Below are 24,368 nucleotides of genomic sequence, written 5' to 3'. Positions count from 1 at the left end.
ACTCCCACAGGCTATTTATTAGATAAATTTCGGTTCAGGTAAACCCTTGTGCTATACTCCGCGCCCCAATCCGAATTGGCTTGCTTAATCTTAGGAAATTATTATGAGTGCTAAAAACGAACTTCAACAAATTAACAACCGTTTAGACAAGTGTCGCCATAAGTTAGCGGCTGCTAAAGCTCGTAATGATCGTCCTGTTGTTCGTCAATTTGAAGACGAAATCAAAAAGCTAACAAAGAAGATTGCCCAGCTTAAGCACAAGCAAAGCTACGATGTAAATCAAGAACGTAAGTCGTTGCTTGATATGCCATTTAGCCGTGAAATTACTAAAGCTGAGCAAGCGGATATGGGTAAACTGAAAAAGTCTGTAAAAGGATTAGTCGTTGTTCACCCAATGACGAAGATTGGTAAAGAGCTTCGTCTTGAGGTTATGACGGGTTATGCCCCTAAAAAATTCTAATTACCAGCGATTGTAATAAAAGAGGAGCTAGCAATAGCTCCTTTTTGCTTTTTTAGGGATTCAGAAAGGGTTAAATCGACGCTCGCATTGGCGATATAATAGACAGGTAGGTGTTAATTTGGGTCACAAAACCTCTCATCGCCTACTAAATTTAACGTGTTACTAACATGATACTTAGCTGACACGCTAGTGTGTTCGGTTTTCTAATCCAACAATTTCTCATCAATTTGCATAAATATAAGCATAGCAAGACAAATACTTACAGATAAAACTAGACTCATTAGGGAAGATGAGAACGTAAAACAATAGAGGTTATATGAATCAATTAATTTCAATAGGGCCACTAGAATCTTTCTTAATCGCGATCAGCGTTTTGTTTCTAGGTCATTTTGTAAACGCAAAGCTACCGATTCTCAAAAAGTACAATATCCCAGAGCCCATTGTGGGCGGCTTAATTGTTGCTTTTGCGATAACAGGTCTGCATTTTAACGGCGTTGATCTAGCGTTCTCCCTACCTTTACAGAACACATTCATGTTGATGTTCTTTGCGACCGTAGGTCTTGCTGCTAACTACACACAGTTAATGAAAGGCGGTGCGAATGTATTCTTGTTCTTGGGTGTCGCTTCGGTGTACATCATCATCCAAAATGGTGTGGGTGTGACGTTAGCTACCGCGCTTGGTCTTGAACCGTTGATGGGCTTGATTGCAGGTTCTATTACGCTATCTGGTGGTCATGGTACGGGGGCAGCTTGGTCGCAAACCTTTTCTGATACTTATGGCATAGCCAATACGCTAGAAATCGCGATGGCTTCGGCAACCTTTGGTTTGATCATTGGCGGTATCATTGGTAGCCCGGTGGCACAAAAGCTGATCGATAAAAACAATCTTGAATCAGAGTACGGCACGGGTACACAAACGCACGAGCGTTTCCCTGAGCTGGTGACGTATAACGAGTATGAAGAAGACAAAGTGACAGCCAAGAAGGTGATTGAAGTATTGTTCATTCTCCTTATCTGTATCACAGGTGCGAGATACCTAGAGCAGTGGGTAGCGACTTTCGAAATTTCTTGGTTGATGATTCCCGACTTTGTTTACGCTTTGTTTATCGGTGTATTCATCACTAACGTGTTTGAAGTGACCAAGCTGCATAAAACCGACAGTGAAACCGTTGATATTCTGGGTACTGTGTCATTGTCTCTATTCTTAGCGATGGCGTTAATGAGCCTTAAACTGTGGAATATTTTCGACCTTGCGATCCCATTCTTGGTGATCTTAAGTGTTCAATCGGTGGTACTTGGCCTGTTCTCTTACTTTGTGACATTTAAAGTGATGGGTTCAAACTACGACGCAGCGGTTATGTCGGGCGGTCACTGTGGTTTTGGCCTTGGTGCAACACCTACAGCGGTAATGAATATGGGCTCTTTGGTAAACCGATTCGGCCCATCGCCACAGGCATTCATGGTGGTGCCAATCGTCGGCGCATTTTTCATTGATATCGTTAACCTGATTATCCTGCAAGCTTACATCTCGTTTATCGGTTAATGTGAATACCTCGCTTAACGCATAAAAAAGGCCAGACGATAGTCTGGCCAAATAAGCAGTGCAATTTATTTGTTAGTTTTTAAAGCGTAGTCACGACTTCATCAAGAGCTAGACGCGCTTTTGGTTTACCGTGGTTGTAGTCTTCGCCGTCTTTGTGGTGACCGATAGCTAGTGCTACATCAACAACGTGATCTTCTAACTCATCAGCAAACTCTTCGCTGATCATAGCCGCGTCTACACCTTCCATTGGAGTTGAAGCGATACCAAGGCGAGCAAGCGTGTGCAGTGTGTTACCCAGTGCAATGTACACTTGAGACTTAGTCCAGTTGCCGTTGAAACCTGTTTCGTCAGTGTTCATTTCTGCGAATGCGTAAGCACCTAAGAACTGTTCATACATTTCAGCAGGTAGGTGACCAGAGCTTACTTCCGTATCTGCGCGTTTCGCAAACTTCTCTTTAGTGTACTTAGGATCGTGAGTGAACAGGATTGTGTGTGACGCTTCTTTCGCATGTGGTTGGTTAAACTGGAACATGTTCTCGAAAGTGTTGTGGAAACGTTTTTTTGCTTCGTCGCTCTCAATGATGATGAATTTCCAAGGCTGAGAGTTGATAGAAGAAGCTGACAGACGAAGTGCTTCTTTGATTACTTCCATGTCTTCCGCAGAGATGCGTTTTTCTGCATCGTATTTTTTAGTTGTGTAACGAGTGCTTAGATCAGTAATGATTGGATGAGTCATATTGAATCCTAAAATTTATCAATAATAAATGTTGTAGGGTGTTATGTTTGGTAACGTCAACAATAAACGGATAACGCATTTGGGCTTTGTCTCTAATATCATCGAGCTTTAATAGAACGGGTTTCTTAGAAGCAAGCGCTGAAATGGTCATCGAACATGCCCCAATAAATTGAGTATCTGCGGTAGCTCAAGTCGATGGAGGTAAGATAATAGAAGATTAGCTTGGGAAAAATAGCGAACATATCAAATCACTATGGTAAATAATATCCATAATGATTCGATAAGTGTGATGTCAATAGGTTTGAATTGTCTAGATTCAGTCGTTTAGTATGCCTTGATGCCATATTGGCGCAATAATGGTGGAAGGACGCTGTCTAGGTTTGGGATATCTTCCGGTGTGATCTCGATTAAGCCAAAACCATGCTCATCATAGATTTTTCTCGTCACTTCACGTTTTTCCTCCGCAATTGGCGCAGAGTCGGTTCCCCAAAATTGAATGTATACTTTGCCGCTTGGAAGATAAAAGTCACTGATCACTTCTTTCGCTATTGGCAGTGGACGCTCGTACGCATGTACTACACCCGCCATATATAACCAGTTGTCGATGATTAACTCTCCTTTTGAACGAACATAGTGCCCATCCAAGGTTCTATGCTTGGCCTCGAACTTTTGGCGGAAGCTAGAAAATGACACATCCGTTGAGTGGCTTTCTGCATCGTGCCCTAGGAATTCAACAACTGATTGCTTCAAACGTTTATTCCGGACTAATGAATCGTGCCACACCACGAATAAGTTTTGTGTGACTTTATCTTCTCTCTGTTCACCACCGGCCTTTAAACCTGTCGAGGTGACGTGCCAACCGTCTTCTTCTCTTGTTATCCAACCAAGTTCATTGAGCAAGAGGTTAATTTTCTTTGCGCTGAGCTTGAAAGCACTCCCAAGTTGAGTTGCGGTTAGTGTTTGCCCTGAGAAGGTGTCCAAGTCGATAAGTAGCTTCTCAGGCCAGACAATGAAGACACCAAACTTTTTGTGTTCCAGATACTCTCCACCAAAGCTTTCCCCTCGTTCGGTCAGCACCCATCGATCCTGTGAACGTACGATATAGCCGGCCGTTTTTAGGTCATTAAATAGAGTTTTAGCTTCTATATCTCTCTGTTTAGCGAGAGCTGATGTGGAGATCTTGTCTGACATAGTCTTCTCTTAACTCGTTATTGGGCTACTGGATAACGTTGGGGTAGGCATTACTAGAATAACACATCTATTTTAAGCAATTTCGTTCCTTCATTGTTCATGTATTTTGAGGGCTGGGAAAATCAGAATTTAAAAAATAGGCATTAATCTGCCCTTGTAATTAAATTACAAAATAACAAGCTAAATTCATCTAGGCGCATAGGAAATACACTTAGAATGGCGTTCTTTCATACATGGTTTATAGTATTTAAGGTGCGTCTTTTGTTTTGTGAGATTTTGATCACTATTTATTTTGTGAAGATAAGTATGCAAATGTGACCCAGGTCACTTTTAGATGGTATTTATTATCAATGATTTTTCGTTGTAATTTAAATTCATGAAGTTTTTGTGATCTTAATCGTAATTAATAACCCCTGGGTGTTTTTTGTGTGTGACTGCTATCACGAAAATTGGCTTGAGGTGCATTTTAGAAATGTTGTGATACATTTTAATCAACTCTGGAGCACGCATCTTTCGGTCATATGACCAACTAATACACAACGGGGATCTATCTATGTTATCACCAGAAGCGAAGATCAAGGTTCAAAGCTTTGGTCGTTTTTTATCCAACATGGTAATGCCGAACATCGGCGCATTTATTGCGTGGGGTTTCATTACTGCTCTTTTCATCCCAACCGGTTGGCTTCCTAATGAGACGTTAGCAGCGATGGTTGGCCCGATGATCACTTACTTGCTGCCATTATTGATTGGTTACACTGGTGGTAAAATGGTTGGCGGCGACCGAGGTGCGGTTGTAGGTGCTATCACAACTATGGGCGTTATCGTAGGTACGGACATCCCAATGTTCATGGGGGCGATGATTGTTGGTCCTCTAGGTGGTATCGCAATTAAGAAATTCGATGAAGCCATTCAAGGTAAAGTGAAGAGTGGTTTCGAGATGCTAGTGAATAACTTCTCGGCGGGTATTATAGGGATGGTGTGTGCTATCGTGGCATTCCTAGTCATGGGACCTGCTGTGAAAGTGCTTTCTAATGGTTTGGCGGCTGGCGTTAACTTGATGGTTGAATCGGGTGCACTACCTCTGGCTTCTATTTTCGTAGAACCAGCGAAAATCCTTTTCTTAAACAACGCCATCAACCACGGCATCTTCTCTCCTTTAGGTATTCAACAGTCTGAAGAAGTTGGCCGTTCTATTTTTTTCTTAATCGAAGCTAACCCAGGTCCAGGTCTAGGTCTACTCGTCGCTTACATGGTATTTGGTAGGGGGGCTGCTAAAGAGTCTGCAGCGGGTGCATCTATTATCCACTTTCTAGGGGGTATTCACGAGATTTACTTCCCTTATGTTCTGATGAACCCTCGCCTGATCCTAGCGGTAATCGCAGGTGGTATGACTGGTGTATTCACTAATGTAGTGTTCGATTCTGGTCTCATCTCTCCGGCGTCTCCTGGTTCTATCTTTGCGGTTCTGTTGATGACGCCAAAAGGTTCTTATATTGGGGTACTTCTATCGGTTATCGCATCAGCGGCAGTCTCGTTTATTGTAGCGTCTATCCTACTTAAAACCTCTACGCAAGATGACAGTGAAGATTCACTTGAGAAAGCCTCGGCACAAGTTAAAGGCATGAAAGCGTCTTCAAAAGCTACAACAACCGTTGCAGACATCAACCTAGCAGACGTAAAAGCCGTTTACGTAGCATGCGATGCGGGTATGGGTTCAAGTGCAATGGGTGCTGGTCTACTGCGTAAGAAAGTAGATGCAGCGGGCCTAAATATCACGGTAACTAACTACGCAATCAACAACTTACCAGCTGATTCACAAATTGTTATTACGCATAAAGACTTAACAGACCGTGCACGTAAAACCATGCCTAGCGCCATGCACATGTCGTTAAACAACTTCCTAGATGGTGGGGTATATGACAGTCTTGTTACTGAATTACTTGAAGCTAAGGAAGGTGATGTAAAAAAGCATAAACCAGCAACTCGTGTAGAAGACAAAGAAGAAACGTTAGCTCTGACAAGTGACGCTATTTTCCTTGGTCTAAAGGCATCTGATAAATCGGATGCAATCAAGTTTGCTGGCGACCAATTAGTGAAGCTTGGCAACGTATCTCCAGAGTACGTAGATGGCATGTTTGCTCGTGAAGAGCTTGTATCTACTTACCTAGGCGAGTCTATTGCAGTACCACACGGCACAATCGAAGCTAAGCAATACGTGCAAAAAACCGGCATTGTCTTCTGTCAGTATCCTAAGGGTATTCAGTGGGGAGAAAATGAAGATGATGTCGCGAAGATGGTTATCGGTATTGCCGCTCAAGGCGATGAGCACAACATGGTGCTGATGGCTATCACTAATTCACTTGATGATGAAGACGCTGTGGAAAGCCTACAGAACACAACAAACCCTGCTGATGTTCTCCGTATTCTTGGCGGAAACTAAAAATCTACTCAAGCTCCTAAGTGAACGAGGCCAGTACCCCCCTACTGGCCTTATTTTCGGTCTAAATCTGTCTTAACAAGATTCAGTCTGAATAGCTTACTGCTTAGGGCACATCGTCAAGGCATGTTGTCGAGCAGTTAGCTATCTAGATTCAAATATTTATAAGGTCAAAATTATGAAAGCGTTACATTTTGGTGCAGGTAATATCGGTCGTGGCTTCATCGGTAAACTTCTTTCTGACGCTGGTATGAAGGTTACTTTTGCTGACGTAAATGAAACGGTTGTTAATGCGTTAATTGAACGCCAAGAATACCCAGTGAAGATTGTTGGTGAAGAGTGTGTTGTTGAAATCGTTAAGAACGTGACGGCAGTAAACTCCGCAACAAGCGATGTGGTAGATTGCATTGCTGAGTCTGACATTGTGACCACTGCGGTTGGTCCAACGGTTCTTAAAATTATCTCTAAGTCTATTGCTCAAGGCATTGAAAAGCGTGCAGCGGCAAACAATACCGCGCCAATGAACATCATCGCAGCAGAGAACATGGTTCGTGGTACTAGCCAGCTTAAAGCTGCGGTTTTAGAGCACCTTTCTGACGAAATGGAAGCGTTTACTGAAGCGCATATTGGCTTTGTTGATTCAGCGGTTGACCGTATCGTACCACCAGCTGAAGCTGCTGAAATTGACCCACTAGCAGTAACGGTTGAAACGTTCAGCGAGTGGATCGTAGATCAAACACAATTTAAAGGTGAGATTCCAAACATCCGAGGTATGGAATGCACTGACAACCTTATGGCTTTCGTTGAGCGTAAACTATTCACGCTAAATACAGGCCACTTGGTAACGGCATACCTTGGCGCGCTTGCAGGCCATGAAACAATCAAAGACGCGATTGAAGACCAAGCAATTTACGTTGAAGTAAAAACGACGATGGAAGAGAGTGGTGAAGTTCTGATCAAGCGTTACGGCTTTGATCGTGATGCACATGCCGCTTACATTTTGAAAATTCTTGGCCGTTTTGCAAACCCATTCCTGCGTGATGAAGTAGACCGCGTGGGCCGTCAGCCTATTCGTAAACTGAGCCCACAAGATCGTCTAGTCAAACCACTGAACGGTACGCTAGAATACGGTCTACCCAATGCTCACCTTGTAAAAGCGATTGCCGCGGCTTTCCACTACAAGAATGAAGATGACCCTCAAGCGGTTGAACTTCAGGCAATGTTCGCAGAAAAAGGTTTTGCTAAGACATTAGCGCACTATTCTAAGCTGAATAGTGACTCAGAAGTTGTTAAACTAGCGGAACAAGCTTACCTAGCATTGAAATGATAAATCATCAAAGTGCCACACCTGTGGCACTTTCTTATTGCCGAGCCGTTATGCCTATACATCCTAGCCATGAAACAGAATTACTTGAAGCCTTATCTGAAGCCGAGAGTGCTAGCGCCTGCTTGATGGCTGCTTACGATGCATTGGATGACACGGTAGATGCCGTATTAAAGAATATCTTCAAGAAAGACGATACTGCAATTAAGTTTGTTGTAGAACCTCTTCTTAACAGCGGTGGCCCGTTAGGCGAGATTATGATTCGCGGTAAGTTGCTCTTGGGTTTGGGTGCCATCAGTAAAGAGCTTTATGACGATTTAGAGGTTTTCGTTACCTTGAAAGAGTGGGCGAAAATACAGGGTGACGACACCAGTTTTACCGAAGTTGATGTTATCTTTGAGCTCAATAAGGTACACGCGATCCAGCGTATTATGCCTATCGAATATGATGCGGAGATGGTAGAAACCATGTCTGGCCCGATGCTTCAAATGTTTTTAGGGCGACATCACCAGAAAGTGAAGTCGACCATTGTTTTGGCTATCACAGACATCATTAACACCTTATGCCGCGACAACGCCTTGAGTTCTTAGATTTCGTTATTGAACGTTTTCATTACGACACAACCACTCGCTACCACCTGTTTTATCCATCCTAGAATAAATATTGATTGCGGTTTCTCAGTGAGGGATCGCTTTTTTATATTCACTTTAGCCTTCATTTCTTCTGATATAAGCAAGAGCTGTATCGGAGGTGATTCTCTCGCATAGCATTCAATCTGATTGTTCAAACTTGTCGGTAGTTCAGCATATCGACGACAAATTTCAGGCACAAAAAAAGCCACCGAAGTGGCTTTTTATTTCAACAAGACCTCAGATTATAGGTCTTGGATGTTCTCAGCTTCTAGCTCTTGGAAGTAACGTAGAGTCTTAACTTTTAGCTCTTGTTGAGCTGGTTCATCAGCAACGATGATGGCTTTACGGTGCATTTGTAGTGCTGTCACAGTCCACATGTGGTTTACAGAACCTTCGATAGCAACTTGTAGAGCTTGTGCTTTGTTGTGACCCATAGTCAGTATCATTACTTCTTCAGCGTCTAGTAGAGTCGCAACACCGATAGTTAGTGCGTATTTTGGTACTTGGTTGATGTCGTTGTCGAAGAAGCGAGAGTTCGCGATGCGAGTTTCTTCAGTTAGCGTCTTGATACGAGTACGAGATGCTAGAGAAGAGCCTGGTTCGTTGAATGCGATGTGACCGTCGATGCCGATACCGCCCATGAACAGGTTGATTTTACCGTAAGAACGGATTTTTTCTTCGTAAGCTGCACAGTGAGCGTCGATGTCTTCTGCTTTGCCGTCTAGTAGGTTGATGTTCTCTTCTTGAATATCAACGTGGTTGAAGAAGTTTGTGTACATGAAAGTACGGTAAGACTCAGGGTGGTTAGGATCGATACCTACGTACTCATCCATATTGAATGTAACAACGTTTTTAAAGCTAACTTCACCCGCATTGTATAGTGCGATTAGCTCTTTGTAAGTCGTAAGAGGTGTGCCACCAGTTGGTAGCCCAAGAACGAATGGACGATCAGCTGTTGGGTTGAATGCTTTGATAGCTTCAACGATGTGACGTGCTGCCCATTTACCTACTTGTGCCGCGTTGTTTAAAGGAATAAGTCTCATTTTTGTAGCCCCTAAGATAAGTCATTTATAGTGTGCTGAAACATTAATTTGCATTATAAAATAAGTGATCTATTTCTACCATTGTTTTAGGTCAACTTTTTACATTTTTCGTCGTATCTGTGACTCCAACTCGCAAAATTGCATGCATATTGCATGGATATTTGGTGGCGTTAAACAAGATTAATACGCTTGTCATATATCGCAATCTTGATTCAATTCAGCGCCTGAAAGGGTTCACCGATTTTGAAGTTGGAGTGAGTTAGAGGAGTATAGTAGAGGTGAGCAGATAAGCATGAACCCAGGAGATAGAGCAGCTATCAAAAAGCCGCAGTAATAGTCGCTTTCTGAAAGGGCTCTTAGCTTTGAATTTGCAAGATCTGGATACTTAGAGATAGCTATTGTGTACTATCGTTATGAATTTTATATAAATCTTGGTAAAACTTAATGGGTTGGCTAAAATTACTAATCACGAAGTGAAGTCGTGTTTGAAGGCACAAAAAAGCCCAAAGTGATGAGGTATCACTTTGAGCGATTTTACTAATCTTCTAACACTAACTCGCTGTTGTATTCTTCCCTAGGCATTTCGCCGCGTTTACAGCCGTTTAGGGTATGAAAGCGACGGCGCCCGCGAGCCAGTTGAATGTACTTCAACCAAACACGCTCTAACTTGGACTTTGCCTTATGAGGGTGAGACAACACTTTAAGGAAGTGCTTTTCTTCTGCATTGATTGGTGTAAGTTCACCAGTCTCAAGTGCAAGCATAGTGTCGCCAAACAAGGTTAGGATTTCCTCTTCTGAAAGAGTAAAATCCCCTGACTTAGCGAACCCTCGTGGGAATTTAATGGTGTCATAAAAACGTTTTTTTCCATGACGGAATTCGGTCTCAGACATATCAGCCTCAGTAATGTGGTTAGATAGAAATTAGTGTTTATTGCTCACGCGAAAATATTGTTAAAAGGCTAAAATAGGAAACAAAACGTTTTTGCCTTTACGATAAACAATCCTAGATCCGCTAGTTAGCAGATTTATTACAGAGATGTATTTGATGGATGTGAAAGTATTTAAAACCTTTCTTGAGGTTGCAAGGGTACGCCACTTTGGGCGTGCTGCTGAGAACTTGTATTTAACACAAGCGGCGGTGAGTGCGCGGATCAAACAGCTAGAGGGCTATTTTGATACTCAGTTGTTCATCCGTGATCGTAATAACATTAAGCTTACCTCTTCAGGTGAGCGTTTGATTGGTTACGCTGAGGTGATGGTTTCTACTTTGCAACAGGCTAAGTTTGAGCTGTCACTTGAGAGTGGAAAAGCCTTGCAGCTAACGCTGGGTGGCACACCGAATATTTGGGATGCGTATTTACAAAACTGTCTGAGTGTTGTGACGGATTCTTTTGGTGGTTACGGTTTTATGGCAGAGGTGATGGGGCGTGAGCAACTGAACCGTAACTTGCTTGAGCGCACCTTAGATATGGCCTTTGCATTTGACCAGATCAAAGCTGAAGAGCTGAACTGTAAAAAAGTGGCAGATCTCGTGTTGGTTTTGGTATCGACACAACCTGATGATTTAGAATCCGTGTTCCAGAATAAGTATGTTTATGTCGATTGGGGCACTCGTTTTGGTTCTGAGCACGCAGAGCGTCATCCAAAAGTCCCCGCACCGTACTTACGCACCTCAACGGCTCGTATTGCACTCGATTTCATTTTAGAGAAAGGGGGCAGTGCCTATTTGCCAGTGTCTCTTGTTGAGCCTTTTATTGAGTCAGGACAGTTGCACAAGGTGAAAGGCGTTGAAGACTGGTATCGCCCGATTTACCTAAGCTACCGTAAAAACAGTACCTCGGTAGAGGCGATCATGCAGGTTGAGAAGTTGGTTAACGAGATTGACCCATCGACGACACACACACTGCAACAAGCAGCAGAACAAGCGCCTGAGTAGCCGTTTAGGCTGTCACTCATTGCTTTGTTGAATAAATAAAAACTGGCTCCTTTTTGGGAGCCAGTTTTGTTTAAACCAGAGATATTCATACTGTCCAAGTTAGAGAAAGCTGTAAGTCGGAAACTCGTTTAAGCCAGGTGTGTAACCCGTCTAAAAGGCTCTTGTAGTGTTAAAGCACTCATAGGTTCATTAGGTTTTCAATCGACTCTTCAAGAGAGTGTGACATGTACGAATGGATTGTTTGTCCGTCCGTTGCGTCAATCTCAATTTTAGAAATCCCCTGTTCTGCTTGGTCTTCAAGAAACCCTAGTGACTGCTCGACTGATTGACTGGTAAGAACCTGTTGGTTGGATAAAACAATACGACACGTGTGAAGAACCATAGCCTTTTCCTTTTTGTATTCGATAGGTCTCTGCATCTTTGGCGTGCTAAGTACCTATCGTTTGACGTTGTGAGAAGATTGACTTCTCTTGATTAAATTTAGTTGAATTGGATAAAAATAAAACCCTTTTATGTGATTTATCTAACCTTCAGTTCCGAAAATGGCTAACGACAGTGTTTATTCAAGATAGACTTTTAGGGCGTGAAGCAAGAATTACTGAAAAAGAGAAGAACTCAATATGTCGAAAAATATTCATCACAACAGTGCGTTAACGAATGAGCAGTGTCATTTGGCTCGCTATGCGCGAGACGCTCGCTTTGATGGTATGTTTTTCACTGCGGTAAAAACGACCGGGATTTTCTGTCGTCCTATCTGCCCTGCAACACCCCCAAAAGAAGAGAACGTCGAATATTTTTCTCATCAGGCTCAGGCATTAAAAGCGGGCTACCGACCTTGTTTACTTTGTCGACCAGACAGTGCGCCCTTCTCACCTGCATGGAAAGGAGTTGAAACCACGTTCCTTAGAGCGATGCAGCTTATCGACAATGGTGCATTAGGCTCAGGTTCGATTACCGACCTTGCCGATCGTTTGGGGATATCTGATCGGTACTTACGTACTTTGTTCGACAACTATATTGGTGTTTCACCCAAGCAATATAGCCTGTACAGTCAATTAATGTTCGCTAAACAGTTGCTGCACACTAGTAGCATGAGTATTACTGATGTCGGCTTTGCGAGTGGTTTTAATAGCACGCGTCGCTTTAACGATGCGTTTCAAAAAGAGCTGAAGCTTTCGCCAAGTCAGATTCGACGAACCAAACTTAATGATAGTCTGAGTAATCACATCCAACTGGCTTTTCATGGCCCATTAGATTGGAAGCTCTTATTAGACTTCTATCGACGCAGAATGATCGAGGGGATAGAAGAGGTTAGGGATGACTATTATCAGCGAACTGTGACAGTCAATGGTTCGGAAGGTTGGTTTAAGGCGACCTTAGCTAAAAAGAACCGATTAGATATTGAATTTGAGTTGGATGATATAAACCAGTTACGAGGTTTGATCACTCACATTCGTCGCATGTTCGACTTAGATGTTGACATCGCCAAAGTTGAAGCCTTTTTTGCGACGATCGATCCTCACTTAGTCGCCAGAAGTGGTATTCGTATTCCTGGCGTATGGAGTGCTTGGGAGGCGGGTGTCAGAGCGATACTTGGACAGCAAGTCTCGGTAACAGCAGCGATTGGTCAGCTAAACCTATTGGTTAAAGAGCTTTCTGAATCAGATAAGAAAACCTATTTTCCGACACCGAAACAAATAGTGGAAGCCGATGTGAGCTTTTTGCGAATGCCAGGAAGCCGTAAGGAGACCTTAAAGCGTTTTGCCGAATACATGGTCGACAACCAAGCCGAGCACCCTTCCAAATGGATTGACCTAAAAGGTATTGGCCCTTGGACCATACAATACGCATTACTTCGTGGCTTGAGTGAGCCGAATCATTTGCTGGTGAGTGATTTAGTGGTGAAGAAGTTTATCGAGCACCGACCGGATATCAACATAGAGAGTGTTTCACCGTGGGGTAGTTACGCGACGTTCCACTGCTGGAATCAGTCTTAATAGAAAGAGCAACTCGCGAAAGTCCGCAATACAAAGCTAGGAGTAATCATGGCGAACCGTTTTACATATTATGACAGCCCATTAGGCACAGTGACTCTGCAAGCGAATGAGCAAGGCTTACTCGGAGTTTGGTTTGAAACACACACAACGAAACCGGAAGACCTAGGTACACAAGAAGATAGCTTTCCGGTTTTCCAATCGGTCAAAGAGCAGCTCGATCGTTATTTTGCAGGAGAAGCCGTTCAATTTGATGTACCGATCGCTGCCACAGGCACTCCGTTTCAGCAATCGGTTTGGCACACACTTACTACTATTCCTTACGGAGAAACATGGAGCTATGCTCAGTTAGCCGATGCGATCGGTAATCCAAAAGCGGTGCGAGCTGTGGGGTTAGCCAATGGCAAAAACTCGGTATCAGTGATTGTTCCGTGTCATCGAGTGATAGGCAAGAATGGAAAATTGACGGGTTACGCGGGCGGGATTGAACGCAAGCAGCGCTTATTGGCGATTGAAGGAATTGGCGAAGAATAGATCGCTTGTTTTTTGGTTTTTTGGTTAAGTGATGCCTCGCAATGTTGAACTTAGCCCAAAGGCCTTAAAAGTGTGACTTTCCACTAAGGTTGGTGCTTTCTGGAAAATACTTACTTGGTTGCAGTAGTACGCTGTTACTGACAGACTGTTTAAGCAATAGCAGTCACCTTTTGAAGTCCCACAGCTGTTTCTATTTAAAGATATGTATGAAAGTACTGATAACGACAGCTGTCTGCTTTTTGAGTCGGGACAAGTTACTTATCAGACGGCAGATAACACAGTGACGCGCAGTTATAGCGTCGATGATGATTTAATTACCATTGAGCTGAACTCAGGAAGCAGCCGAACGGACTCTGGTCTCGAGTCGACCCCCGCACCAAGAAAGCTCATCTAACTAGAATAATCCACCATTAAGCCATAAGTGGGCCGCGATACTGACCGCATAGCCAATCATGATGACTGGCATCCACTTTAGGTGTCCAAAGAAGGTGTATTTGCCATGAGCTGCCCCCATCAATGCCACACCAGCAGCGCTACCGATCGACAATAAGCTTCCGCCAACGCCAGCGGTTAACGTAATCAGTAACCAGTTGCCCATCGACATTTGTGGCTCCATTGATAACACTGCAAACATCACCGGAATGTTATCGACAATCGCAGATAAGATGCCCACCATGATATTCGCCCAAATCGGATTCCATTGGCTGTACATGACGCCTGAAGCGAGTTCTAAGTAACCAAGCAAGCTCAAGCCACCGACACACATTACCACTCCGTAGAAGAAGAGTAATGTGTCCCATTCGGCATGAGAAACTCTTCGGAAGACATCAAAAGGCACAACTGATCCGAGTCGCTTTAAAGCTCCTTCATCGTTATTCGCAATTGCCACAGCTTTCTTCTTAGCCAGCGAGTTGGGCAGTGTTTTTCTCAAGAAATATCCAAAGAACTGGAGGTATGCGAGCCCCATCATCATGCCCATTACTGGTGGGAAATGCAGGATGGCGTGGAAAGCAACCGCAGTAACTATGGTCATAATGAATAGGAATACAATTCGTCTCGCGCCTCGTTTCAATTCAACGTGTTGATGTACCGTGTCGGGCTGGGTGGTGGGTACAAAGTAAGACATGATCAGTGCAGGAACGAGGTAGTTCAACATTGAAGGAATGAATAAGGGGATAAACTCGCTAAAACTGACATAGCCCGCCTGCCATACCATCAAGGTAGTGATGTCGCCAAATGGACTGAACGCACCACCTGCATTCGCCGCTATCACAATATTTACAAAGGCGAGGTTAACAAATTTAGGGTTATCTCCTGCGACTTTAAGTACCACGGCACACATTAATAGAGCCGTTGTCAGGTTATCGGCTATCGGGGAGATAAAGAACGACAAAATACCGGTTAACCAGAATAGAGACCGAAAATTAAAGCCTTTACCCACCATCCACGCTTGAAGCGTATCAAATAATCTTCGCTCCTCCATCGCGCTGATGTAAGTCATGGCGACGAGCAGGAAGAGTAGCAGCTCGGCGTATTCTAATAAGTTGTGTTCGAGCGCTTGCTTCGCGACTTCAACCAGATTGTGCTCTTGGTACGTGAAACCAATGATGATCCAAATAAGGCCTGCGGCAAGTAAAACGGGTTTGGACTTTCGCAGCTTTAGATACTCTTCCATCATCACTACAACGTAAGCAATAACGAAAATTGTTAGCGAGAGGTAGCCAGCAAATGAGTTGGTTAGCTTGAGAGGTTCCCCTAGTTGGGAGGTAGCTGCCCCCGCCACCGCAGAAAAACACAGTAAATAGAGAACAACAGAAAGCTGGATACCTAGCATGGATTACGCTCCAAAGTTAATAAGTTATTAACACGCGTAAAAGCGTAGACCTAAATAGCCATGTGGAGTGTGATAGATATCTCAATAATTCAATGGATTACAGGAAAAGCGATAGACTGTGAGGTAGGCTGAAGTAGAGCTTTGTGTGTCTCTAATTACAATCTTGTACACACGAGTAATAAAGAATAAGCCCTATCGGGCTTAGTCCGATAGGGCTTATTCTGTGTCGCCAATATTATGCAGCATTACGATCAAACGTCATTGTTTGTTCTGCAGCACATATCTCAACAGGCCAGCCATAGGATTGGTATTCCATCGCAAGTTTGTCCGCAACTACGCGAGATACCGTGGCAGTGATCCACATGCCTTTACCCATTACCTGATATTTGAGTGTTCTCATTTCCATTCTTGTCACCATTTTCCTTCTATATTGGCTGCGCGAAGTCTATAGCACCTCTTGAGGCTGGAATTTCGAATCAAGCTCAAATCCTTTATAAAATGGCTCATTAATTCGGCCTGGATTAAAACTCAATCAGCAAAATGAAAACGATTGCGTTTTGGAAGAAAAATCACGATACAAGTGCCTGTATTATAATTAAATAAAAATTTAACTAAAAGTTTATGTAAGAGATTTCTCACATAATTATCAGAGATCGGACTATCCAGAATCTTATCCGTTGGGCACTGATTTTTGTGTCTCGTTTGTATGTTTTCGGTTGAGCTATTGCAGTAAAATTTATTTAGTTTTGTATGTGAAATATGAGGATTTTGTCCGTTTATATTTCGATAACTAAACCATAGTCGCAGTTTTATATGTTGCCTATCATCTTCAATTTAAACCGATACTCTGTTTGATTTTAGTCATTAACCTTCTTCTCATTAGTTTGCACTATCTGTGTGTGTTCTGTTTTAGATAAACTTGATGTATAGGGGTCCTTATGACTAATCCAACGAAAATAGATCATAAAGTCACGATCGGCAGTTACATCGCACTCGCCTTTTCGGTTGTTTTTTCTCCGGTTTTATGCAGTCCAATGAATGGTATGGCGTATTCGATTTTACGACGCTTAACGGCTCATTCGGTAAAGTTGCTTACGATGTAAGTGAATCCGCTAATGGTATCCAAGCGGCAACCACCTCTTTACGTGGTAAAGGCGGTAGCGGTGCTCGTGACGGTTTCATTTTTGCTTTGACATTGATTCCGACCGTGATGTTTGCTTTGGGTATGATCAACGTACTTGAGCACTACGGTGCGCTAGATGCTGCTCGTAAACTGCTTACTCCACTACTTAGTCCTCTAATGGGCATTCCTGGTAACTCAGGCCTGGCACTGATCACCTCTTTGCAAAGTATCGATGCAGGTGCAGCTTTGACACGTCAGCTTAAAGATGAAGGGCATCTAACTAAGCGCGAAACCGATGTCTTTACCATGTTCCAATTCACAGCAGGTGCGGCGATCGTGAACTTCTTCTCGTCTGGTGCTGTGCTATTTACTCTAACCGCAATGGACGGTTCCTCGCGGTAACGTCATCTATTGGTCTTGCTGTGGCGGTGATGTTCATCTTTAAGTTTCTGGGTGCCAACCTGTTCCGTATCTACCTCAATATTACTGAAGGTAAAGAAGACAAACCAAAATCAGGCAAAGAACAAAAACTGGAAGAGGAAGTAGCATAATGAGCGAAGTAAAAGCAAAGAAACCAATGGTGACTGATATTTTCGTTGAAGGTGCTAAGAAAGGCTGGGTTATTGCGACCACCTCGACAGTGCCAAATGTTCTGATGGCGTTTGTAATCATTAAAGCATTACAGATTATGGGTGCGTTGGATCTGATGGGCAGTGTGTTTGCTCCAATCATGGCGGTGTTTGGTTTGCCGGGTGAAGCTGCTGCAGTATTGATCGGTGCGTGGATGTCGATGGGCGGTGCAGTGGGTGTGGTAATCACGCTGTTTGACCAAGGTATCTTAAATGGCAATCATATTGCGATCTTAGCGCCAGCGATTTACTTGATGGGCTCACAGGTTCAATACATGGGGCGTATCATGGGACCAATTGGAACCGAAGGCCCTTACATCCCAGTGATGATCGCTATTTCAGTGTTGAATGCGTTTGGTGCGATGTTGCTGATGAACATTATTCTGTAGCCTGACTTCTGAAAATTCTTAGGCTTTAGAAAAAGGAAACCCCGTTTGGCTCTCACCAAACGGGGTCTATTCTTTTTGTAGCCATCCTGCTATTGCGTGTTAATTATCTTTCAATAGGTAACTGGTGCTCCCTGCATCGTTCCTTGACGTGGCTAAATCCTTTAACCTATCCAATTCATCGCCTTCCTGGCGGTGTCCTTGCTAACTCATCATCCTGATAAGTGACTCTATCCTAGAGCATAACTTCCTTGCTGATAACTCATCCTAAGTCATCAAATCTTCATCCTGAAGATACCTAATCCATTAGGCTTTATCCTGTTCCAGCCAACTCCCTGTCGACATGTATATTAAACATTCTCGAGGCTTCTCCCACAATCTACCTCAAGCAAATAACTTGAAGGCAAAGCTAAGAAAAACTGTGCGGACTCATACAAAACAAGGGCTTGGGTTTGTAATCTAGGATTTTTCTGCGAAGCTTGATTGTAATCTCTTACGTTTGTTGTGAGAGATCTCTTACACATTTGCGGGCGTGAATGCTCCATGTTTGCTAAATACAGATACGTTGAGGTAGCCCGCCGAATAAACTAACCAGTAGGAAATGATAATGGTTACAGCGTTATATGCTTCGTTGCTCACTTTGGTCATGTTATGGCTCTCTATTGAAGTGATTAAGCAAAGAAGAAAGAATCAAGTGGCACACGCAGATGGTGGTGTTGAATCGTTACAAGTGGCTCGTTCCGCTCAAAGTAACGCAATGGACTATATTCCGATTACCGTTATACTGATGGCGTTGCTAGATTTCAACGGCGCCAATGTATGGCTGATTCACGTTATTGGTGTCGCTTTTGTCGCTGGTCGTATTATTCATGGAAAAAGCATTCTTGCTCGTAGCCTGAAGGGAAGAAAGCAAGGTATGTATTTGACTTTTGCCAGCATGGTGTCTTTAGTTGTTCTAAACTTGTTTTATCTGCCGTTTGATAAGCTCATATAAGGACAAGCATGGCGTTACGCCTCCCTCCACCGTCGATAATTGTATTAACAGGGTTAGTGCTGAATATTCTGGCCATTGTTGTGTCGAGCCTAGTGCTCGACAAAATGGTGGTTGCACAAGCTCAGTATCGAGAGCGTCAACAGGGCAATGTATACTCGATTCAGTTGGCTTGGAATACGATTGAAACCTTAGAGCGTAAGCGTGAATCCATGTTGCTGCACATGGATATTAGTACTTCTCCAAATTCGTCGGTGACACCAGAGTTAGAAGAAGCGGTGCGCGGTCAGCTTGGTGCGTGGGTTAGTGGCGAAGTTCCAGAGATTACCGTCGAAAACCTTCCTCAGATCATGATGTTGATTAACCAAGCTCAGCAATCGCAACGCACACGCATCGATGACTTCTACCTTGATAATCTAACCTTATCTGAACTTCTTCAAGCCCTTGAGGAGCAGATGACCCTCTACAAAAATATCGCGCTCTTTGTTCAGATTTTGGGCTTAGCATTGATTCTTGCGCGTGACCTAGCGAGACGAAATTAACCGTTCCACGCCTTAAGCAAAAGCTGATGATAAGTTATTTTTCGAGATTAGGGTGCTGTTGCCCTTGGTACTTTGGAAGCTGGTCTTTAAGCTTTTTGAAGGTACTGAATGCGTTATTAGCTGATAAGCGGTTCTTTAACCAGTCAGGCAAGATACCGCCCGCATTCGCATATGCCGTATAGGTGATGTGAGTCAGGCCATTGGTTAGAGGCTGCAAAACCCAAAGCGCATCGACCTCGTTGATTCGAATATACCCCGATTCTTTAGCCAAGTAATTGGATGCATCTTTAATAGTTAAGGTGAATTGACCGTCTTCTACTTCATATTTCGAATACGTCACCATATCACGGTTACGAGCTGGCCAAGGAGCTTTGAACTGGGTATAGACGATATTCTCATTACTAGAGATCTGCATTAATACTTCACTGTGCGACACATTGTCGATCCAATTCGGTACATTATCGCTGTCTTCTAATAATAAGAGAAAACCTGAGTAGCTCGTTTCGACCTGCATTTGAGATCGAACTTCAACAAGACCACTCCCATGATTACGCTTATGAATGGTGATGCCGTTTTCACTTTTGACAAATTGCCACGGAGCCGCATAAGAGAGGGCTGAAAATAAACAGAGTCCAAGTACCAAAATCCTAGGTAATATCATTATTCTTCCATGAAATGATAAGCTTATCTGCCATGAGTATAGAATAAAAATAGGTTGGGTTCGCGTGACATTTGTTTCTGTGTAAGTGAGAGAATATGACAAAAGAAGTGATAGATGGTTTAGGAAAAAGGTCGGGGAGCTTTGCGCCCCACGACCCTAAATGTAGCGGTCTAGATTATTGCCCCAAGCACGCTTCCCCAAGTCGAGCTGGGGCAATTTTATCAAGAACTACATTTAATTCTTTCCAATCGCTAGCCATCTTATCTGCCTGCTCTTGTGTCAAAACTGAGCCATACTGTTTCATGCGATCATGTTCCACCTTGGTGTAGTGGAAAATGTTGATGTCGATAGAGGCATCATCTTTGTATGCTTCTGCCATGTTGACGATGTTCTTTTTACTGTCATCGATAAATACAACACTGCTAAAGCTTTGACCTGTTTTATCAAGGATGTAGTCGAGCATGACCCCCTTGTTCATTCCTGTGGTCATCATGATACCATTAATGTAACTCAGTGGGCGGTCAGGGTTATCGATGTAAATTGGTAGCTCATCTGAGCCTTTTTCTTTCAGTGCGGTACGTGTCATATCGTATTGATTACGAATCATCTCGCGTTCGGTCGCATAACGGTAATTTGGTGAACGCGAAGTGAGAGCCATTACAGTAAGCCCTTTATCTTGCCAGCTGCTGACTGTGCTTGGCACATCGTCTTCGATAATTCTCATGGGAACAAGTTCGTAAAGAAGTCCGATTGAATCTTGGAATAGGCAATCTACTTTGTCTTCAGCTGATGGCTTCACATCCAGTTTCCCTCGCTGCCACTGATACCAAATATCACCGCCGATATCGCTCGTCGAGGTTAGAAGCGTGTTATCGATATCAATAACGATCAGCGGTTTTTCGCCTTTCTCTGTTAGTTGACTTACTTTATCTGCCACATCTTGGAATTTATCTGTTTCATTAACGGTGACGTCGGCAAATGCATTACCGGCTAGAGTAAGAGCGCACAGCGCCGCTAACTTGTGTAGTTTCATCATACCTTCCTTTAACTCAAGATTGACCTCTTAAACGCTTTGCGAAGAAACCATCGAAAGCAGAGGTTGCATGATGTTATAACATAGCATTATTATCTGGTTAGATTATCAATAACTAACCCACTTAAAATGTTGTCTAGGTCACATAGACTAAGAGCAATGTTAGCTGGAGCTTGGAAAATCAATGTTTTATGTACGCAAGCAATGAACCAATAGAAATGGTTAACAAGTGCAGATTGAAAAACGTTTATAGAAGGGAGGGTAGTGGCAATTTATCTAGAGCTTATAGGCTTCAACCGTTTTTATAGTGGTCCAATTGTTGTCGGCATCTTGAATGCACTCTTGTGTGTTCTCTAACCAACGCTTTTACACTCACTTATTTAAGTTCAGATAAGACTTCCCATCTTCTATTTTCCAGGCTTGTGGTCCGGCGCGGAATTGTTCTCGGTTTTCACTGCTCACAAACTGATAAATGGCATTTTTGGCTGCGATGTCTCGAATTCACTTTATTGAAGTGTTCAAGCGGGAAGTTGGCGAAACTCCAGATGACTATGTTCAAAAGTGGCGGGTTTCTGTTACTCAATCGTTGCTGTTGCAAAACTAGCCCATCAACTGAGTCGCTGATGAAGTGGGGTACAACAGCTATTCTGGTTTTGCTAGTGGGTTTCAACATGTCACCGGAATGTCGCTGCGGTTATGGCTAAAACAGAATGTGGCGTAAAGCGCTGGGCAACCATATCTGAAATGTGGTTATTAGTATTAGGCTTGGTTATGTTTTAGCGGAAATTGAGCGTAGTTTACTCATTTCTCGAATGATGGGCTAAAAAGGTGGACTTTATAAGCTCGTTGTAACATCCTGCCCGTCCTATTTTATCAGACATCAATGAGACGAAGTGCCTGCTGAACATTATTCAGCCTCCCGTATCTCATTAAAGCACTAAGGAGTTCCACTTGAACCTATTTGTAAGAGACCTTACCGTTATCGATTCTTCATACATCTGTGAACACAGAGGGGTCGTAGGAGATAGTTGGATTTTAGATGTCACCATGTCTGGTGAACTGAATGAAATGAGCATGGTTTTAGACTTCAGCAGAGTCAAAAAACAGATCAAACACCTTGTTGATCAGCATGTCGACCACCGCTTACTGCTGCCAATGAAAAATGCTGCGATCGTGCATCAAGCAAGTAAACCAGGCTACGCTAAAGTCGATGTATTGCGTGGTCATAAGAGCCTTCACTTGCACTGTCCTGATGAAGCTTACTGTCTGGTTGATGCTGAGGCGATCACCATCGAGAGCGTGACCGCACATGTTTATGACATTCTTCGCGACAACCTTCCAAGTAACGTAACAGGGTTAGAGATCACCCTTCGCCACGAGAACATTAATGGTGCGTTCTACCACTATACCCATGGCTTGAAAAAGCACGATGGTAACTGTCAGCGTATCGCCCATGGCCACCGTTCTCCGGTTGAAATTGTGGTTAATGGTCAGCGTGATGAGCAACGTGAGTTAGCGTTTGCAAAGCGCTGGGAAGACATCTATTTAGGATCTAAAGAAGACCAAGTTTCTGTTTCATCATTAAACCTAAGTGAGCACGCTAAAAGTGCAAATGATGAAAGCCATTATGGTTTTAGCTACATGGCCCCACAAGGTGAGTTTGAGTTAGCAATTGCTAAGAGTGAAACAGAGGTTTTGCCAACTGATACCACGGTGGAATTACTGGCAGGTTACATTGCGGATCAAGTTGCTCCAAGTTTGACAGAAAACCAATCACTACAAATTGTGGCTTACGAAGGGGTCGGTAAAGGCGCGATGGCGTTCCGATAAAACTTCATGGGGGACGCAAGTTCACTTTCAATTTGAACAAAAAAGGCAAGATACTAAGTTATTGTGCCTTTTTTTTTGTTGCTAGTTAAACCGAGAAGGTTATTCGCGCCATTTTGTTGGTGCTAAAGAAGCAGTATGTGTCGCAGTGGGCTTTTCTCAATCGCAATAACCAACCCATGGCACGTCATTGATTTGCCAATAAGTAAGGGCCATGTATGCCAATGATCGCCAAGATAGCAATCACTCGGCCCAACTCAATACTGGCGACGCGTTGTGAAGGCGTATTTTGAACGGAAGACATATAAGATCTCTAAGAAAATTTTCGTCAAATCTAGCAGCCTTTGTATTGAACCAGTTAGCGTTAAATCAAGGGTTGAGACCTTTATATTAAGGCTTGTGTTGATTATTTGAAGCCTGTCGCAGCTATATTAAATCCATTGCCGTAAGTGAAAAAATACCAACCGTACAAGTGATAAGCGAACCCATAGTGGTAAGCGCGATAATATTGGCAGCAAGCGTTGCATTTCCGCCCATCGCTCGTGCCATTACATAACTTGCGGCAGCGGTTGGTGCCGCGCTCATCAGGAAGAGCAGCCCAAGCTCGGGTCCTTCAAAGCCTAAGGCCAATGCAGTCAATGTGATAAGTAACGGCGAGGCAATTAACCGGTAACTCGAGGAAAACCAAGTCGCACGTTTCTCCTGTTTAAGAGAGCTGATATCCAATGAGCCACCAGTACAAAGTAAAGCCAGAGGCAAGGTCATTTTTGCCAAGTATTGCCCGGCATCAGTAACCATTTTAGGAATTGGAATAGACAGTACGTAACAGAATACACCGAGGAAAATGGCGATAATAAGAGGGTTCTTGGTTATCGACTTTGCTATCGCTTGAATGGCTTTATCGCCCGTGTCTTTGCCTTTAGGGGTTAAAGCAATCACGGCTTGGATATTGTAGAGCACAGTAATTGATGCAACATAGATCGCCGCAAGTGCCACGCCTTGATTGCCGTAGATATTGGCTACGTACGCTAGACCTATGATACCCGTATTCGCTCGGAATCCACCTTGAATGATGACGCCTTGGTCCTTTGAATCTCTGAATAATAGCTTGGTTGAGAGGGTAGCGATGAGGAAAAAAGCGAAATTAGCAGCGAGAGCAAATAACACTAAGGTGCTGCTAGCAGAGAAGTTATGCTCGGATTGAACGAGACTCAAGAACAGCATCGCAGGTAAGGTGATCTGAAAAACAATCTTAGAAGCGACATCAATGAAGTTGTCATTGATAAGCCCTATTCGTTTGAGCACCACACCAAGAAACAGCATTAAACAGATAGGGCCTGTCACTGAGGCTGAAAACGCAAACTGTTCCCAAAGTGTTTCCATTATTTTTCCTTAAATTTAGCCAACTTCAATATCCTTTGAATACTGTCGCATTTTTCCACAATTCTTTGAGAAGAGAAATTGAATCCCAATAGTTAAATAAAAATCTTTTACAAAAAGAACGAACGTGCT

The 24,368-nt window shown here is 43.3% G+C and carries 25 protein-coding genes; 15 read left to right on the top strand and 10 right to left on the bottom strand.

Annotated features, from left to right (window positions below; all coding sequences use genetic code 11):
- The first annotated feature begins 103 nt into the window (after window positions 1-103).
- Together ACTRWI_RS13460 and gltS are read left to right on the top strand one after the other, a co-directional pair.
- On the top strand, window positions 104-460 hold the full coding sequence (locus ACTRWI_RS13460) for a YibL family ribosome-associated protein (protein WP_004737001.1): 357 nt from the start codon (window positions 104-106) through the stop codon (window positions 458-460).
- Between the two features lie 316 nt (window positions 461-776).
- Window positions 777-2,003, top strand: a complete 1,227-nt coding sequence (gltS, locus tag ACTRWI_RS13455) for a sodium/glutamate symporter (RefSeq protein WP_499132082.1) — start codon at window positions 777-779, stop codon at window positions 2,001-2,003.
- A gap of 79 nt (window positions 2,004-2,082) precedes the next feature.
- Here gltS and ACTRWI_RS13450 read toward each other — a convergent pair whose 3' ends face one another.
- Both ACTRWI_RS13450 and ACTRWI_RS13445 read right to left on the bottom strand, forming a co-directional pair.
- The gene (locus tag ACTRWI_RS13450) at window positions 2,083-2,739 is read right to left on the bottom strand and encodes a nitroreductase family protein (protein ID WP_499132080.1); all 657 of its coding nucleotides are present in this window, start codon (window positions 2,737-2,739) and stop codon (window positions 2,083-2,085) included.
- A 324-nt stretch (window positions 2,740-3,063) separates the two neighbouring features.
- Complete coding sequence (locus tag ACTRWI_RS13445) at window positions 3,064-3,930, bottom strand: glycerol kinase (RefSeq protein WP_499132078.1); 867 nt, start codon at window positions 3,928-3,930, stop codon at window positions 3,064-3,066.
- Between the two features lie 553 nt (window positions 3,931-4,483).
- On the opposite strand from ACTRWI_RS13445, the gene ACTRWI_RS13440 reads away from it, so the two are divergent.
- From ACTRWI_RS13440 to ACTRWI_RS13430, 3 genes are all read left to right on the top strand, one after another.
- Complete coding sequence (locus ACTRWI_RS13440) at window positions 4,484-6,370, top strand: PTS mannitol transporter subunit IICBA (protein ID WP_499132077.1); 1,887 nt, start codon at window positions 4,484-4,486, stop codon at window positions 6,368-6,370.
- Between the two features lie 175 nt (window positions 6,371-6,545).
- Entirely contained in the window at window positions 6,546-7,694 is a 1,149-nt protein-coding gene (locus ACTRWI_RS13435; protein WP_499132075.1) for a mannitol-1-phosphate 5-dehydrogenase, read from the top strand.
- Between the two features lie 50 nt (window positions 7,695-7,744).
- Window positions 7,745-8,281 carry an MltR family transcriptional regulator gene (locus tag ACTRWI_RS13430; protein ID WP_499132073.1) on the top strand — a complete coding sequence of 179 codons (537 nt, stop codon included), beginning with the start codon at window positions 7,745-7,747 and terminating at the stop codon, window positions 8,279-8,281.
- A gap of 284 nt (window positions 8,282-8,565) precedes the next feature.
- Here ACTRWI_RS13430 and nagB read toward each other — a convergent pair whose 3' ends face one another.
- Both nagB and ACTRWI_RS13420 read right to left on the bottom strand, forming a co-directional pair.
- Complete coding sequence (gene nagB / locus ACTRWI_RS13425; protein WP_063524791.1) at window positions 8,566-9,366, bottom strand: glucosamine-6-phosphate deaminase; 801 nt, start codon at window positions 9,364-9,366, stop codon at window positions 8,566-8,568.
- A 537-nt stretch (window positions 9,367-9,903) separates the two neighbouring features.
- Window positions 9,904-10,257, bottom strand: coding sequence for a MaoP family protein (locus tag ACTRWI_RS13420; RefSeq protein ID WP_499132071.1), 354 nt, complete (start codon window positions 10,255-10,257; stop codon window positions 9,904-9,906).
- 154 nt (window positions 10,258-10,411) lie between these two features.
- Between ACTRWI_RS13420 and ACTRWI_RS13415 the strand changes: the two genes are divergently transcribed.
- Window positions 10,412-11,302 (top strand): LysR family transcriptional regulator, encoded by an 891-nt coding sequence (locus tag ACTRWI_RS13415; RefSeq protein ID WP_499132069.1) that lies wholly within the window; start codon window positions 10,412-10,414, stop codon window positions 11,300-11,302.
- A gap of 178 nt (window positions 11,303-11,480) precedes the next feature.
- Here ACTRWI_RS13415 and ACTRWI_RS13410 read toward each other — a convergent pair whose 3' ends face one another.
- Complete coding sequence (locus ACTRWI_RS13410; protein WP_128163269.1) at window positions 11,481-11,684, bottom strand: hypothetical protein; 204 nt, start codon at window positions 11,682-11,684, stop codon at window positions 11,481-11,483.
- A gap of 238 nt (window positions 11,685-11,922) precedes the next feature.
- Here ACTRWI_RS13410 and ACTRWI_RS13405 point away from each other — a divergent pair, with 238 nt between their 5' ends.
- The 3 genes from ACTRWI_RS13405 to ACTRWI_RS13395 all read left to right on the top strand — a co-directional run bounded on the left by ACTRWI_RS13405 (window position 11,923) and on the right by ACTRWI_RS13395 (window position 14,224).
- Window positions 11,923-13,299: an AlkA N-terminal domain-containing protein gene (locus tag ACTRWI_RS13405; protein WP_499132068.1), complete on the top strand. Its 1,377-nt coding sequence runs from the start codon at window positions 11,923-11,925 to the stop codon at window positions 13,297-13,299.
- 48 nt (window positions 13,300-13,347) lie between these two features.
- The gene (locus ACTRWI_RS13400; RefSeq protein ID WP_499132067.1) at window positions 13,348-13,830 is read left to right on the top strand and encodes a methylated-DNA--[protein]-cysteine S-methyltransferase; all 483 of its coding nucleotides are present in this window, start codon (window positions 13,348-13,350) and stop codon (window positions 13,828-13,830) included.
- A 202-nt stretch (window positions 13,831-14,032) separates the two neighbouring features.
- Window positions 14,033-14,224: a hypothetical protein gene (locus ACTRWI_RS13395; protein ID WP_499132066.1), complete on the top strand. Its 192-nt coding sequence runs from the start codon at window positions 14,033-14,035 to the stop codon at window positions 14,222-14,224.
- On the opposite strand, the gene nhaD is transcribed toward ACTRWI_RS13395, so the two are convergent.
- Window positions 14,225-15,664, bottom strand: coding sequence for a sodium:proton antiporter NhaD (nhaD, locus tag ACTRWI_RS13390; protein WP_499132064.1), 1,440 nt, complete (start codon window positions 15,662-15,664; stop codon window positions 14,225-14,227). It lies immediately after the preceding gene.
- A gap of 235 nt (window positions 15,665-15,899) precedes the next feature.
- The gene (locus ACTRWI_RS13385; RefSeq protein ID WP_164880346.1) at window positions 15,900-16,070 is read right to left on the bottom strand and encodes a hypothetical protein; all 171 of its coding nucleotides are present in this window, start codon (window positions 16,068-16,070) and stop codon (window positions 15,900-15,902) included.
- 618 nt (window positions 16,071-16,688) lie between these two features.
- Here ACTRWI_RS13385 and ACTRWI_RS13380 point away from each other — a divergent pair.
- The 5 genes from ACTRWI_RS13380 (at window position 16,689) to ACTRWI_RS13360 (ending at window position 19,335) form a co-directional block, all read left to right on the top strand.
- Window positions 16,689-17,189 (top strand): nucleoside recognition domain-containing protein, encoded by a 501-nt coding sequence (locus tag ACTRWI_RS13380; RefSeq protein WP_499132063.1) that lies wholly within the window; start codon window positions 16,689-16,691, stop codon window positions 17,187-17,189.
- A 20-nt stretch (window positions 17,190-17,209) separates the two neighbouring features.
- Window positions 17,210-17,338, top strand: coding sequence for a hypothetical protein (locus tag ACTRWI_RS13375; protein WP_499132062.1), 129 nt, complete (start codon window positions 17,210-17,212; stop codon window positions 17,336-17,338).
- A complete protein-coding gene (locus ACTRWI_RS13370; RefSeq protein ID WP_499132061.1) occupies window positions 17,338-17,805 on the top strand; it encodes a YjiG family protein in 468 nt (155 codons plus the stop codon). Before ACTRWI_RS13375 ends, ACTRWI_RS13370 begins: the two co-directional genes overlap by 1 nt.
- A gap of 604 nt (window positions 17,806-18,409) precedes the next feature.
- The gene (locus ACTRWI_RS13365) at window positions 18,410-18,796 is read left to right on the top strand and encodes an MAPEG family protein (RefSeq protein ID WP_499132059.1); all 387 of its coding nucleotides are present in this window, start codon (window positions 18,410-18,412) and stop codon (window positions 18,794-18,796) included.
- 8 nt (window positions 18,797-18,804) lie between these two features.
- Window positions 18,805-19,335 (top strand): hypothetical protein, encoded by a 531-nt coding sequence (locus ACTRWI_RS13360; protein ID WP_499132057.1) that lies wholly within the window; start codon window positions 18,805-18,807, stop codon window positions 19,333-19,335.
- Window positions 19,336-19,369: 34 nt separating this feature from the next.
- On the opposite strand, the gene ACTRWI_RS13355 is transcribed toward ACTRWI_RS13360, so the two are convergent.
- Both ACTRWI_RS13355 and ACTRWI_RS13350 read right to left on the bottom strand, forming a co-directional pair.
- Complete coding sequence (locus ACTRWI_RS13355; RefSeq protein WP_499132055.1) at window positions 19,370-19,996, bottom strand: START domain-containing protein; 627 nt, start codon at window positions 19,994-19,996, stop codon at window positions 19,370-19,372.
- A 175-nt stretch (window positions 19,997-20,171) separates the two neighbouring features.
- A complete protein-coding gene (locus ACTRWI_RS13350) occupies window positions 20,172-21,032 on the bottom strand; it encodes a DUF2608 domain-containing protein (RefSeq protein WP_499132054.1) in 861 nt (286 codons plus the stop codon).
- Window positions 21,033-21,980: 948 nt separating this feature from the next.
- On the opposite strand from ACTRWI_RS13350, the gene ACTRWI_RS13345 reads away from it, so the two are divergent.
- Window positions 21,981-22,859, top strand: coding sequence for a 6-pyruvoyl trahydropterin synthase family protein (locus tag ACTRWI_RS13345; RefSeq protein WP_499132052.1), 879 nt, complete (start codon window positions 21,981-21,983; stop codon window positions 22,857-22,859).
- Window positions 22,860-23,282: 423 nt separating this feature from the next.
- Here the strand turns inward: ACTRWI_RS13345 and ACTRWI_RS13340 are convergent, their stop codons facing one another.
- Complete coding sequence (locus ACTRWI_RS13340; protein ID WP_499132050.1) at window positions 23,283-24,239, bottom strand: AEC family transporter; 957 nt, start codon at window positions 24,237-24,239, stop codon at window positions 23,283-23,285.
- Window positions 24,240-24,368: the final 129 nt, after the last annotated feature.

Source organism: Pseudoalteromonas sp. G5_S1_14_S5, from assembly GCF_054968605.1.
The sequence above is the reverse complement of the archived record's forward strand: the minus strand, read 5'-3'. Positions and strand labels throughout refer to the sequence as shown.